Source organism: Kitasatospora sp. HPM-01-4, assembly GCF_051374625.1.
Classification (GTDB): Bacteria; Actinomycetota; Actinomycetes; order Streptomycetales; family Streptomycetaceae; genus Kitasatospora.
In genome coordinates, this window is record NZ_JBPQGP010000005.1 from 3,371,666 (window position 1) to 3,384,712 (window position 13,047).

The following is a 13,047-nucleotide window of genomic DNA, read 5'->3' on the forward strand; positions in this document are numbered from 1 at the left end:
CGGTACGTGCCGTTGAACAGCCCGTGAACGCAGTACCCGGGAGCCGCCCTGGGCACCGGCGGGCTCATGGAGAACGAGTAGCCTGGTGGGCCGGGCCCCGGGGAGCACTATCCGATCTTGTACACGAGGGGTCCTGTCGCGCTGCGCCCTGGCGAGCGCTCACCTACCTCTCGTACGCGAGCACAGGAGACTGCCGGGCATGACCGCGACCACCAGCACCAGGCCCTCGCTGATCCGGCGATTGCGTGGACTCTCCGGCGAGGTAGTCAAGTTCGGGATCGTCGGCGCGGCCGGTGTGGTGGTCAACGCGGCGGTCTTCTGGGCCTGCCTCCAGGGCGAGGGCCTGATCCACTCGTTCGCGGGTTTCATCGCCACCGCCGTCGCGATCGGGACGAACTACCTCGGCTACCGGTACTGGTTGTACCGCGACCGCGACGCGGCCTCCCGCAAGCGGGAGATCACCCTCTTCCTGATCTTCAGCGGGATCGGGATGCTGATCGAGAACGGCATCCTGGCCTTCTCGGTGCACGTGCTCCACTACACCTCCTCCGGCAGCCAGCTGATCGCCAAGAACGTGGTCGGCCTGGCGGCGGGCACGGTCTTCCGCTTCTTCTCGTACCGCACCTGGGTGTTCAAGGCGATGCCGGAGCTGGCGGAGCCGCAGGTGGTGGGCGAGGCCGAGCTGCTCCTCGCGGCCGAGCAGCCGCAGTACGCCAAGTAACCCGCAGTACGCCAAGTAAGCCGTAGGCCGGCTGAGTAGGCCACACGCCGGGCAGGCCACACGCCGGGCAGGCCACACGGCGCGTGAGCCACACCCCGAGCAGACCGCGGTACGCCGACGGGAGAGCGGGGAGGCACCCGGTGCCCGGCCCCCGGCCGGCCTTCCTCAGCGGACGCCGCTGCGGCTCAGGAAGAGGGCGAAGACCGGGGGTTGGAGCGACAGCAGCTCCAGGCGGCCGCCGTCGGCCTCGGCCAGGTCGCGGGCCACGGCGAGGCCGATGCCGGTGGAGTTGCGACCGCTGACAGCGCGTTCGAAGACCCGGTTGCCGAGCTCGGGCGGGACTCCGGGCCCCTCGTCCTGGACCTCCGCGACGATCGAGTTCCCGGACGGGCGCACCCTGAGCGTGATCGTCCCGGCGCCGTGCATCAGGGAGTTCTCGATCAGGGTGGCCAGGATCTGCGCGACCGTGCCGGGAGTCCCCATCACCGAGACGCTTCTGAGGCCCTCGATCCGCAGGCTGCGACCGGTCTCGCGGAGTGAGGGGCCCCACTCCTCGATCTGCTGCTTGATGACGTCGTCCAGGTCGAAGACCACGGCGGTCGGGCTGTGCGGGTCGCGCTGGTTGGTGAGCAGCCGCTGCACCACGTCGGTGAGCCGCTCGACCTGCTGGAGCGCGATGGTCGCCTCCTCGCGGACCGTGTTGGGATCCTCGGCGAGCGCGGTGATCTCCTCAAGGCGCATGGAGAGCGCGGTGAGCGGGGTGCGCAGCTGGTGCGAGGCGTCGGCGGCGAGGCGGCGCTCCGCCGTGAGCATCCGGGCGATCCGTTCGGCGCTGGTGTCCAGCACCTCGGCGATCCGGTCGAGTTCGGGGACCCCGTAGCGGCGGTCGCGGGGGCGGGGGTCGCCGGAGCCGAGGCGTTCGGCGGTCTCGGCGAGGTCGGTGAGCGGCTGGGCGAGCCGCTTGGCCTGCCAGACCGCGAGGGCGACCGCCGCCTGGACCGCCAGCAGGGCCACCAGTCCGAGCAGCAGCAGCATGTTGCCGATCTCGTGGTCCACGTCGGCCCTGGACTGGACGACGGTGACGCTCTCCCCGCTCAGGCCCTGCTCGGTGGCGGTGAGCGCCGGACCGGTGACCGGACGGCCGACCGCGATCAGCGGTTGCCCGGGGATGGAGACGGTGACGAAGCTGCCGTCGGTGACCTGGGCGGCGAACTTCTCCCCGGTGACCGGCTCGCCCGCCGCGAGCCGGCTCTCCACCAGCCCGAGCACCCGGACGGCCGCAGCGTCGACCCGGTCGTTCGCGGCGTAGACGATGCTCTGCTTCTCGATCAGGGCGAGCGGGACGCAGAACACCGCCACCACCACCAGGACCACGCCCAGCAGCGAATTGATCATTCTGCGCTTCACGCCGGGATGCCCTCTGGTCGACTCACTTGGACGGTCCTGATGGGGTCAGCTCTTCCCGGAAGGCCGGGTCAGTTCTTCTCGAACCGGAAGCCGACGCCGCGCACGGTGGCGATGTAGCGGGGGTTGGCCGCGTCGTCGCCGAGCTTCTTGCGCAGCCAGGAGATGTGCATGTCCAGGGTCTTGGTGGAGGTCCACCAGGTGGTGTCCCAGACCTGGCGCATGATCTCCTCGCGGGTGACCACTCGCCCGGCGTCCCGGACCAGGACCCGGAGCAGCTCGAACTCCTTGGCCGAGAGGGTCAGCTCCTCCTCGCCGAGCCAGGCGCGGTGCGACTCGATGTCGATCTTCACGCCGTGCGCGCCGGTGGTGAGCTGGTCCACGTTGCCGCGCCGGAGCAGCGCCCGGACCCGGGCGAGGAGCTCGGCCAGCCGGAAGGGCTTGGTGACGTAGTCGTCGGCACCGGCGTCCAGGCCGACCACGGTGTCCACCTCGTCGGCGCGCGCGGTCAGCACCAGTACGGGGCAGCTACGGCCGTCGGCGCGCAGCCGGCGGCAGACTTCGAGGCCGTCCATCTCGGGCAGGCCGAGATCGAGGACGACGAGGTCGACCTCCTCGGTCAGGGCGGCGCCGAGCGCGGCCGGGCCGTCCTCGCGTACGAGGACCTCGTAGCCCTCGCGGCGCAGCGCGCGGGCCAGCGGTTCGGAGATTGCCGGGTCGTCCTCGGCCAGCAGCACACAGGTCATGGGGCGATGGTAGTCGGCTTGGCGGCCCGCGATCAGGCCCCCCGGACTGCGGATTCTCCTCAAACGGCGCAATCCCGCCCCGTCCTGCCCGGGCGCGGGGCACCGGATCCCGGCGCGACGAGTCACCGGCGGCGAGCCCGGGAGGACGGTTGGCAGACGGAGCGGCCGGGCTGCGGGGGCGGACGGGGCTCCGACCGGCTTCCCGAGCCGGGCGCACCACCGGGGGCAGGGCTGCCTTCTACAGGCATCCGCGCGCACCGGCTGCCTTCTCGCGACCGGTTCGGCCACTGTGGGAGGCGCCCGCCGTCGGCTCCCCCGCTCCCGCCGTCCGCCGACCGGGTGCGGGATCGGTCCCGTTCGGGTGACGGCGGCCTCGCCGGGGGCACGCTCATCCGCGGGCCGGCGCACGCTCGCCGGCGGGCCTGCGGTCCCGGGCGGCCGGGCCGTTCTCCGGCTCCCGGGGGCCGGTCCCGGCCGCCGCCTGACGCTGTGAGGTAGTTCACAGAGCGTGATTGTTATCAAGCGTTACCAGGGCGTTGTCATGAACCCCCTCGGCCCGGGGGCCGTTCGGGCATGGCCGAAAAACTCCCCCCTTAAACCTGCGGTTCGAAGGAATATTTAGGCGATTGCCATCGAACTTAGCGGTCAAGCGCCTTGATCCTTTACCTGGACAATACGCTCATAGCCCGTTTTGTCCTTCGAATGAGTGGAATACCGCCACGTACAGTGGTCTGGTACCCGTCCGCCCCAACCCCCCTCTGGGCGGACGCTTCAGGCAAGGAACCACTACCTATGGCGTCTACGACCGTGGCTGCCGACGTCCAGTCGGCTCCCCACAGCGGCAAGACCTTCCTCGGGCACCCCCGGGGCCTCGCCACGCTCTTCATGAGCGAGATGTGGGAGCGCTTCAGCTACTACGGCATGCGTGCCCTGCTGGTGCTCTACATGACCGCCTCCATCACCGAGGGCGGCCTCGGCATGAAGGTGGCGGCCGCCAGCGCCGTGTACAGCGTTTACACGGCCATGGTCTACCTGCTGGCCCTGCCCGGTGGCTGGATCGCGGACCGCTTCCTCGGCGCCCGCAAGACGGTCGCGATCGGCGGCACGATCATCATGATCGGCCACTTCCTGCTCGCCGTCCCGGCCTCCGTGTCGTTCTTCGTCGGTCTGGCGTCCATCGCCATCGGCTCCGGCCTGCTCAAGGCCAACATCTCCACGATGGTCGGCCACCTCTACGACGGCCCGAACGACCCGCGCCGCGACGGTGGTTTCACCATCTTCTACATGGGGATCAACCTCGGCTCGTTCTTCGCCCCGCTGGTGGTCGGCACCGTCGGCCAGAGCGTGAACTGGCACCTCGGCTTCGCCCTCGCCGGTGTCGGCATGGCACTCGGCCTCGGCCAGTTCCTGCTGGGCACCCGCCACCTGAGCGCCAAGAGCGACGTGGTGACCTCGCCGATCTCGGCCGAGGAGAAGAGCGCGATCTTCCGCAAGGCCGGCCTGTGGCTGGGCGCGGCCGTGGTCTTCTACGCCATCGTCGTGGCGACCGGCCACTTCACCATCAACTGGGCGGTCTGGCCGCTGTCGATCGCGGGCCTCGCGATCCCGGTCTTCGTCTTCACCAAGGTGAAGCGGGACAAGGACCTCAGCTCGGACGAGCAGTCCAAGATGAGCGGCTACATCTGGTTCTTCGTCGCCGCCGCCGTGTTCTGGATGATCTACGACCAGACCGGCTCGACGCTGAGCGTCTTCGCCAGCAGCAACACCGCCTCGGACCTGTTCGGGTTCAACTTCCCGTCCAGCTGGTTCCAGTCGCTGAACCCGCTCTACGTCATGGCGCTGGCCCCGGTCTTCGCCTGGCTCTGGATCTGGCTCTCCAAGCGCGCCAAGAACCCCAGCACCACCATGAAGTTCGCCATCGGTCTGCTGATGATCGGCGCCTCGTTCTTCGTGATGATGCTGGCGATGGCCGCCGCCTCCGGTGGCGAGAAGGTGAGCCCGCTGTGGCTGGCCACGGTCTACCTGGTCCAGACCGTCGGTGAGCTGACCCTCTCCCCGGTCGGCCTCTCGGTCACCACCAAGCTGGCCCCGGTCAAGTACGCCAGCCAGATGATGGGTGTCTGGTTCCTCGCCGTCACCGCCGGTGACTGTGTGGCCGCCATCTTCCAGCTGGTCCTCGGCGACAGCGTGGTCGGCAGCACCTGGTACTTCGCGATCCAGGGCGCGATGGCCCTGGTCGCCGGTGTCGCCCTGGCGCTGTACCGCAAGAACGTCGTCAGGCTGATGGGCGACGTGCACTGACGCACCGCTGATCCCCCACGGCGAAGGGCCGGCACCCCCACGGGTGCCGGCCCTTCGCGTACCCCGGGCGAGGCCGGGAGGCCCTGCTCAGACCATCCGTACGCCCGCGCGCCAGACCGCCGCGGTGAGCGGCACGCCCGGACGGTAGGCCAGGTGGACGTGCGAGGGTGCGTCCAGCAGCTGCAGGTCGGCCCGGGCGCCGACGGTGATGCCGCCGACATCGGTGCGCCGCAGCGCCCGGGCGCCGCCGGCGGTCGCCGCGTACACGGCCTCGTCCGGGGTCATGCCCATCTCGCGGACCGCCACCGCGATGCAGAAGGCCATCGAGCTGGTGAAGCTGGAGCCCGGGTTGCAGTCGGTGGAGAGCGCGACGGTGGCGCCCGCGTCGAGCAGGCGGCGCGCGTTCGGGTACTTCGCGCGGGTGGAGAACTCCGCACCGGGGAGCAGGGTGGCGACCGTCTCGGAGTCCGCGAGCGCGGCCACGTCGGCGTCGGTGAGGTGGGTGCAGTGGTCGGCCGAGGCGGCGCCGAGCTCCACGGCCAGCTGCACCCCGGGGCCGTACGAGAGCTGGTTGGCGTGCACCCGGGGGATCAGCCCGCGCTTCGCCCCGGCGGTGAGCACGGCCCGGGCCTGGTCCCCGTCGAAGGCGCCCTGCTCGCAGAAGACGTCCACCCAGCGGGCGTGCGGCGCGCAGGCGTCCAGCATCTCGCCGGTCACCAGGTCCACGTAGGCCGCCGGGTCGTCGGCGAACTCGGGGGCCACCACATGGGCGCCGAGATAGGTGGTCTCGGGGGTGTGCGAGGCGGCGATCCGCAGCGCCCGCGCCTCGTCGGCGACCGTGAGGCCGTAGCCGGACTTGCACTCGACGGTGGTGGTGCCCTGGCGGAGCGCCTCGTTCAGGAAGCGGACCAGGTTGGCGTCCAGCTCCTCGTCGCTCGCGGCACGGGTGGCGGCGACGGTGGTGCGGATGCCGCCCGCGCTGTAGGACTGGCCGGACATCCGCGCGTTGAACTCGGCGGTACGGTCGCCGGCGAAGACCAGGTGGGCGTGCGAGTCCACGAACCCCGGCAGCAGCGCCCGCCCGGCCGCCTCGTACCGCTCGTCGGCGGCCGGTGCCGATCCCGCCGGACCGACCCACGCCACCCGCCCGGCCTCGACCAGTACGGCGGCGTCCGTCACCAGGCCGAGCGGGCCGGTGCCCCGCGCGGGGTCGTTGGTGACCAGGCTGCCGATGTCGGTGATCAGGAGAGTGCTCATGGGAGGCCTTTCGGGGGTTCTGGGTTGTCGGACGCGGGTTTCCAGACGCGGGACGGGTGAACCACCAGGGGCGCGGGGAACCGCGCGAGGCGGAGGAGCACTGCCGCACCCGGCCCCGGCCCCGCTGCCCCTGGTGGGGCGGTTCAGCGTGCCCCACAGCAGCCGCGTGCGGGCAGTGCCGTTCCGTCCCGCGCAGGTCCCCGCTCCCCTGACGGCGTCAGGACCGCAGTGCGGCGATCGAGTCGCGCAGCGCGCCCGGTACGTCCGCGACCAGCTGGTGCACTCCGTCGCGGACGATCTGCCGGCCGCCAACCACCACGTGCCGGACGTCGGCGGCCGAGGCCGCGAAGACCGCCGTCTCGGCGCCGAGCTCGGGCTCGGGCCCCGCGGTGCGCACCGAGTCCAGCGCGACCACGGTGAGGTCCGCCGGCGCACCGGCCTCGATCCGGCCGGCCTCGGGCCAGCCGAGCGAGGCGTGGCCGTCCTCGGTGCCGGCCCGCAGCAGCGCGGTGGCGGTCCAGTGGCCCCGGGTCCGGCTGTGCAGGCGCTCGTTCAGCTCCAGCGCCCGCGCCTCCTCGAACGGGTCGATCACGGCGTGGCTGTCACTGCCCAGGGTGATCGGGCAGCCGCCGCTGGCCAGGCGCCGGGCCGGGCCGATCCCGTCGGCCAGGTCGCGCTCGGTGGTCGGGCACATGCAGATCCTGGTCGAGGAGTCGGTGAGCAGCCGGACGTCCTCGTCGGTGAGGTGGGTGGCGTGCACGGCCGAGGTACGCGGGCCGAGGACGCCGTGGTCGGCGAGCAGCCGGGTCGGGGTGACCCCGTGGGCGGTGAGGCAGGCGTCGTTCTCGGCGGTCTGCTCCGAGAGGTGGACGTGCAGCGGTGCCTTGCGCATCGCCGCCCAGTGCGCGACGGTGGCCAGCTGCTCGGCCGGGACGGCCCGGACCGAGTGGATGGCCGCGCCGATCCTGGCGTGCCCGCTCTCCTTGAGCCCGTCGGCCCGGGCCGCCCAGGCCTCGGCGTCGCCGTCGCTGAACCTCAGCTGCGGCGTGGTCGGCTCGGCGCCGAACCCGGAGGAGAGGTAGCAGGTGTCCAGCAGGGTGATCCGGATGCCGGCCCGGGCCGCCGCCTCGATCAGCGCCTCGCCCATGGCGTTGGCATCGCCGTAGCGGGCGCCGCCGGGCGCGTGGTGCAGGTAGTGGAACTCGCCGACGGCGGTGATCCCGGCAAGCGCCATCTCGGCGTACACGGCGGTGGCCAGCGCCAGGTAGCTGTCCGGGTCGAGTGCCCCGGCGAACCTGTACATGGTGTCCCGCCAGGTCCAGAAGGTGCCGGAGCCGATCTGGACGCTGCCGCGCAGGGCGCGGTGGAAGGCGTGCGAGTGGGCGTTGGCCTGGCCCGGCAGGGTCAGACCGGTCAGCCGGACGGCGTCCGCCGGGCAGGGCCCGCTGCCCGGGCGGACCTCGGTGATCCTGCCGTCGGCGCCGACGGTGATCAGCACGTCCCGCTCGACCACCGGACCGCCGGCGTGCGGCAGCCAGGCGTGCTCCGCCCAGTACGTGGCTACGGCTGGCATGCGAGGTCCTCCAGTACGTCGGCGAGGGCGGCCACTCCGGCGAGGCAGTCGGCCTCCTCGGCGTGCTCGGCCGGGGAGTGCGAGACTCCGCTCGGGTTCCGCACGAACAGCATGGCGGTCGGAACCACCGATGCCAGGATTCCGGCGTCGTGTCCCGCGCCGGTGGGGAGCACCGGCACCCCGCCGCGGCCCCGCCGGCCGAGGGTCCGGGCCAGGCGGTCGCGCAGCGGGCCGTCGAACTCCACGACCGGGGTGAAGGACTCGGCTGTCAGCTCGACCCGGACGCCGTCGCGCTCGCCGCGCTCGTACGCCGCCTGCCGGATCTCCTCGACCAGGGCGGCGAGGGTCTGCTCGTCGGCGGCCCTGGAGTCCAGCCAGCCGCGGACCAGGGAGGCGATGGCGTTGGTGCCGTTGGGCTCCACCGCGACCTTGCCGAAGGTGGCCAGCGCGCCCGCCAGTCTGGCCTTCTTGCGGGCGGCGAGCACGGTGTTGGCGTAGGTGAGCATCGGGTCGCGGCGGTCCTCGATGCGGGTGGTGCCGGCGTGGTTGGCCTCGCCGTGGAAGTCGAACCGCCAGCGGCCGTGCGGCCAGATCGCGCTGGCCACCCCGACCGGCTGGTCCTCCGCCAGGTAGCGGCCCTGCTCGACGTGGAGTTCCACGAAGGCGCCGATCCGGGCGAGCCGGTCGCCGTCCGCACCGATCGCGGCCGGGTCGCAGCCCGCCCGCTCCATCGCGTCGGGCAGCCGGACGCCGTCGGCGTCGCGCAGCTCCAGCGCCTGCTCGCGGCTCAGTACCCCGGTGCTCAGCCGGGAGCCGACGCAGGCCACGCCGAACCGCGCACCCTCCTCGTCGCCGAAGTTGACGATCGCCAGCGGCCTGCTGAACTCGGCTCCGCGGGAACGGAGTTCGTCCAGGGCGGCGAAGGAGGAGACCACGCCCAGCGGGCCGTCATAGGCGCCGCCGTCCGGGACCGAGTCCAGGTGCGAGCCGGTGACGACGGCGCCTTCGGCCTGCGGATCCCCCAGCCAGGCCCACTGGTTGCCGTTGCGGTCCAGCTCGTAGGTCAGGCCGCGCGAGTTGGCCTGCTCCTCGAACCAGGCGCGGCACTCGGCGTCGGCGGAGTTCCAGGCGAACCGGCGGTAGCCGCCGGAGGAGGCGGAGCGGCCCACCGGGAGCAGCTCCGCCCACATCCGTTCGAAACTGTCGAAGGTCACAGCTCGCCCGTCGGGCCGTGCTCGGTCATGGGGATGCGCACCCCGCGCTCGGCCGCGACCTCGGCCGCGCGGTCGTACCCGGCGTCCACGTGCCGGATGACGCCCATGCCCGGGTCGTTGGTGAGCACCCGGCGGATCTTCTCGCCGGCCAGCGCCGTACCGTCGGCGACGGTGACCTGGCCGGCGTGGATCGAGCGGCCGATGCCGACGCCGCCGCCGTGGTGGATGGAGACCCAGGAGGCACCGGAGGCCACGTTGACCATGGCGTTGAGCAGCGGCCAGTCGGCGATGGCGTCCGAGCCGTCCAGCATCGCCTCGGTCTCGCGGTACGGGGAGGCGACCGAGCCGCAGTCCAGGTGGTCGCGGCCGATCACGATCGGGGCGGAGAGCTCGCCGGAGGCCACCATGTCGTTGAAGCGCTCGCCGGCCTTGTCCCGCTCGCCGTAGCCGAGCCAGCAGATGCGCGCCGGGAGGCCCTGGAAGTGCACCTTCTCCTGGGCCATCTTGATCCAGCGGGCCAGCGACTCGTTCTCCGGGAACAGGTCGAGCACGGCCTTGTCGGTCTTGTGGATGTCCCGGGCGTCACCGGAGAGCGCGGCCCAGCGGAACGGGCCCTTGCCCTCGCAGAACAGCGGGCGGATGTAGGCGGGGACGAATCCGGGGAACTCGAACGCCCGCTCATAGCCGGCCAGTTGGGCCTCGCCGCGGATCGAGTTGCCGTAGTCGAAGACCTCGGCGCCGCGGTCCTGGAAGCCGACCATCGCCTCCACGTGCCTGGCCATCGACTCCCGCGAGCGCTGGGTGAACTCGGCGGGCTTCTCGGCCGCGTAGTCGGCCATGTCGTCGAAGGCCACGCCGATGGGCAGGTAGCTCAGCGGGTCGTGGGCGCTGGTCTGGTCGGTGACGATGTCGATCGGGGCGTCCATCGCCAGCAGCTGCGGGACCAGCTCGGCGGCGTTGCCGAGCACACCGATGGAGAGCGGCTGCTTCTTGTCCCGTGCGGCGGTGGCCAGTTCGAGCGCGTGGGCGAGGTCCTTGGCCTCGACGTCCAGGTAGCGGTGCTCGATCCGGCGGGCGATCCGGGACGGGTCGCAGTCGATACAGATCACCACGCCGCCGTTCATGGTGACGGCCAGCGGCTGGGCGCCGCCCATGCCGCCGAGGCCGGCGGTCAGGGTGATGGTGCCGGCGAGCGAGCCGTTGAACTTCTTGGTGGCGACGGCGGCGAAGGTCTCGTACGTGCCCTGGAGGATGCCCTGGGTGCCGATGTAGATCCAGGAACCGGCGGTCATCTGGCCGTACATGGTGAGCCCGAGGCTCTCCAGCCGGCGGAACTCCTCCCAGTTGGCCCAGTCGCCGACCAGGTTGGAGTTGGCGATCAGCACGCGCGGCGCCCACTCGTGGGTCTGCATCACGCCGACCGGGCGGCCCGACTGGACCAGCATGGTCTCGTCCTGCTTGAGCGTCTGCAGGGTGCGGACCATGGCGTCGTACGAGCGCCAGTCGCGGGCGGCCTTGCCGGTGCCGCCGTAGACGACCAGCTTGGACGGGTGCTCGGCGACCTCGGGGTCGAGGTTGTTCATGAGCATCCGCATCGCGGCTTCCTGCTGCCAGCCCTGCGCGGTCAGCTGCGTCCCGCGCGCCGCACGCACCTCACGCGGACCACTGCCCGCCTGCTGCTGAACCATGCTCCCGGCCTCCTTGCGGATGGATTCATTCAGGATTGAGCACGCTGAATATAACCAAACAAGGAGGCCGGGACCAGAGGGCGATCCTGAATAAATTCATGCAGCGGGTGAGGGGAGTCCGGTGGCCGGCGACTCAGCGGGCGGGCCGGGCGGCACCAGAGGAGCCGCCCCAGGGCCGAAAGTCCCCAGCCCGGCGACTCAGCGGCCGCTGGCGAGGGTGGCGCCGCCGGCGCAGTCGAGCACGGTGCCGGTGACGAAGCCGTTGCCCGCGAGGTAGGTGATGGCCCGGGCGACCTCCTCGGGGCGGCCGATCCGGCCGACCGGCAGCCCCTTGGCGATGCCCTCGAAGAGCGCGGCGCGGTCGGCCTCCGGGACCCCGGACCACCAGGCGGTGTCGATCACGCCCGGCGAGACCGCGTTGACCCGCAGCGGCGCCAGCTCGGCCGCGAGCGGCGGGACGGCCGACTCCAGCGCCCCGTTGACCGCCGCCAGCCCGGCCGAGCCGGGGAGCGCGGCCCGCGCGGAGGCCGCGGTGATCAGCGTGACCGAACCGTCCCGGCGGAGCTTGGGCAGTGCGGCCTGGAGGATGCGCAGGTGCGCGAAGACCTTGCCGTCGAAGGCCGCGCGCAGGTCGGCCTCGGCGAGCTCGGCGAACGGGGCGAGGCCGATCGCACCCGAGCTGAGCGTGATCACCAGGTGGTCGAGCGGCTCGACCTCGGCGAAGAAGGCGGCCACCGAGTCCGAATCGGTGGCGTCCAGCTCGGCGACGGCCACCGGGTGGCCGATCCGGGCCGCGGCGGCGTCGAGGCGCTCCTTGGACCGGCCGGCGATGATCACCTGGGCGCCGGCCTCGGCGAACTCCCGGGCGGCGGCCTCGCCGATGCCGTGGCTGGCGCCCATGACGGCGACGCGCTGGCCTGCGAAGGACACGGACATGGTGACTCCCCCATTACGTGATGGCCGACCCCCGGAGAGCGGGCCGAACCTTGTTAAGACGATCCGTCTCGACAATTGTTTGTCGAGACTCATGGTCTCGTCAAGGTGTATCGTCGATGCATGGAAGAACCCCAGGTCAGCGCCGCAGAGGAGCCCCGCCGGCCGGTCGCAGGCCGCCCGCACACCGGCCGCAGGCGTAACGAGGCGGCCCGGCAGGCCGTACTGACCGCAGCCATGGAGCTGCTTCGCGACCCCGGGCGGCAGGACCTCACCATCGACGGGATCGCCCGCGCGGCGGGCGTCGGCAAGCAGACCATCTACCGCTGGTGGCCCACCAAGGGCGCGGTGGTCGCCGAGGCGATGGCGGAGTCCGCGGCCACCTCCGTCGGACTGCCCGACACGGGTTCACTGCCCGGGGACCTCACCGAGTTCTTCCGGGCCAGCTTCGCCGCACTGGAGAGCCAGGGCATGACCCGGCTGCTCGTCGAGGTGGTGTCCGGGGCACAGCGCGAAAAGGCGGTCGCCGGCGTCTTCGCCGACTTCACCGCCCGCCGCCGGGAGGCGCTCCGGACACTGTTCCAACGCGCCCAGGAGCGAGGCGAGTTGAGGCCCGGCGCCGACCCGGCCGTACTGGTCGACCTCGGCTACGGCTTCCTCTGGTACCGACTGCTGGCCGGCCACGCACCACTGGACGCGACGGCGGCCGAGTCACTGGCCGAGCACCTGACGGCCGCCGCGCGGGGCTGATCCGAAGGCTTCGGCGAGCCCCGCTCAGGCCGCCGCGCCGCCGTCCCAGTCGATGCCGATCTCGGCCAGCCAGGCGCGGTCCTGCGCGTCCGGTGCGGCGGGATCGGGTGTGGCGGCGCCGGGCGGCGTGGTGCCCGGGCTCGCGGCGGCGTCGGGCCCGCCGGGCTGGGGCGTACCGGCGCCGGGCGGCCGGGGGATCTCCTGGATCGGGCCGAGACCGTACCTCTCCGCAGCCGCAGCGGCCGCCTCGTCCGGCTCGATCAGTCCGACATGGACGGCGGCCTCGTCGCCGGCGTCCAGGACCACCACTTCGGGGTCGGGCGGACGCCGCAGCCCGATGCGGCGTCCGCAGGTGGGGCAGGACCACTCGTCGGCCCCCGAGGCGAGGCGGCCGGTCAGTCTCATCTGATGGATCGGACGCATGGCTGACACCCCCGTCCGGCCCCTGCACCGGGGCCTG

At 72.1% G+C, this 13,047-nt stretch carries 11 protein-coding genes; 3 read left to right on the forward strand and 8 right to left on the reverse strand.

All coding sequences use genetic code 11. The features are described from left to right. The first annotated feature begins 199 nt into the window (after positions 1-199). On the forward strand, positions 200-721 hold the full coding sequence (locus ACSMTC_RS14270; RefSeq protein WP_436560065.1) for a GtrA family protein: 522 nt from the start codon (positions 200-202) through the stop codon (positions 719-721). A 165-nt stretch (positions 722-886) separates the two neighbouring features. Here the strand turns inward: ACSMTC_RS14270 and ACSMTC_RS14275 are convergent, their stop codons facing one another. Both ACSMTC_RS14275 and ACSMTC_RS14280 read right to left on the reverse strand, forming a co-directional pair. Next, on the reverse strand, positions 887-2,128 hold the full coding sequence (locus ACSMTC_RS14275) for an ATP-binding protein (protein WP_436560066.1): 1,242 nt from the start codon (positions 2,126-2,128) through the stop codon (positions 887-889). 68 nt (positions 2,129-2,196) lie between these two features. Then, positions 2,197-2,871: a response regulator transcription factor gene (locus ACSMTC_RS14280; RefSeq protein WP_375930273.1), complete on the reverse strand. Its 675-nt coding sequence runs from the start codon at positions 2,869-2,871 to the stop codon at positions 2,197-2,199. A 792-nt stretch (positions 2,872-3,663) separates the two neighbouring features. Between ACSMTC_RS14280 and ACSMTC_RS14285 the strand changes: the two genes are divergently transcribed. Further along, positions 3,664-5,172: a peptide MFS transporter gene (locus ACSMTC_RS14285; protein WP_436560067.1), complete on the forward strand. Its 1,509-nt coding sequence runs from the start codon at positions 3,664-3,666 to the stop codon at positions 5,170-5,172. A gap of 87 nt (positions 5,173-5,259) precedes the next feature. Here ACSMTC_RS14285 and hutI read toward each other — a convergent pair whose 3' ends face one another. The 5 genes from hutI to ACSMTC_RS14310 all read right to left on the reverse strand — a co-directional run bounded on the left by hutI (position 5,260) and on the right by ACSMTC_RS14310 (position 11,840). Beyond that, the gene (hutI, locus tag ACSMTC_RS14290) at positions 5,260-6,429 is read right to left on the reverse strand and encodes an imidazolonepropionase (protein WP_436560068.1); all 1,170 of its coding nucleotides are present in this window, start codon (positions 6,427-6,429) and stop codon (positions 5,260-5,262) included. Positions 6,430-6,646: 217 nt separating this feature from the next. Next, positions 6,647-8,002 carry a formimidoylglutamate deiminase gene (locus ACSMTC_RS14295; protein ID WP_436560069.1) on the reverse strand — a complete coding sequence of 452 codons (1,356 nt, stop codon included), beginning with the start codon at positions 8,000-8,002 and terminating at the stop codon, positions 6,647-6,649. Further along, positions 7,990-9,192 carry an allantoate amidohydrolase gene (locus ACSMTC_RS14300; protein WP_436564683.1) on the reverse strand — a complete coding sequence of 401 codons (1,203 nt, stop codon included), beginning with the start codon at positions 9,190-9,192 and terminating at the stop codon, positions 7,990-7,992. The genes ACSMTC_RS14295 and ACSMTC_RS14300 overlap by 13 nt, the downstream gene beginning before the upstream one ends. A gap of 20 nt (positions 9,193-9,212) precedes the next feature. Next, on the reverse strand, positions 9,213-10,904 hold the full coding sequence (hutU, locus tag ACSMTC_RS14305) for a urocanate hydratase (protein WP_436560070.1): 1,692 nt from the start codon (positions 10,902-10,904) through the stop codon (positions 9,213-9,215). 198 nt (positions 10,905-11,102) lie between these two features. Then, complete coding sequence (locus ACSMTC_RS14310) at positions 11,103-11,840, reverse strand: SDR family oxidoreductase (protein ID WP_436560071.1); 738 nt, start codon at positions 11,838-11,840, stop codon at positions 11,103-11,105. A gap of 120 nt (positions 11,841-11,960) precedes the next feature. On the opposite strand from ACSMTC_RS14310, the gene ACSMTC_RS14315 reads away from it, so the two are divergent. Then, positions 11,961-12,587, forward strand: a complete 627-nt coding sequence (locus tag ACSMTC_RS14315) for a TetR/AcrR family transcriptional regulator (protein ID WP_436560072.1) — start codon at positions 11,961-11,963, stop codon at positions 12,585-12,587. Positions 12,588-12,611: 24 nt separating this feature from the next. On the opposite strand, the gene ACSMTC_RS14320 is transcribed toward ACSMTC_RS14315, so the two are convergent. Further along, positions 12,612-12,992, reverse strand: coding sequence for a hypothetical protein (locus ACSMTC_RS14320; protein WP_436560073.1), 381 nt, complete (start codon positions 12,990-12,992; stop codon positions 12,612-12,614). Positions 12,993-13,047: the final 55 nt, after the last annotated feature.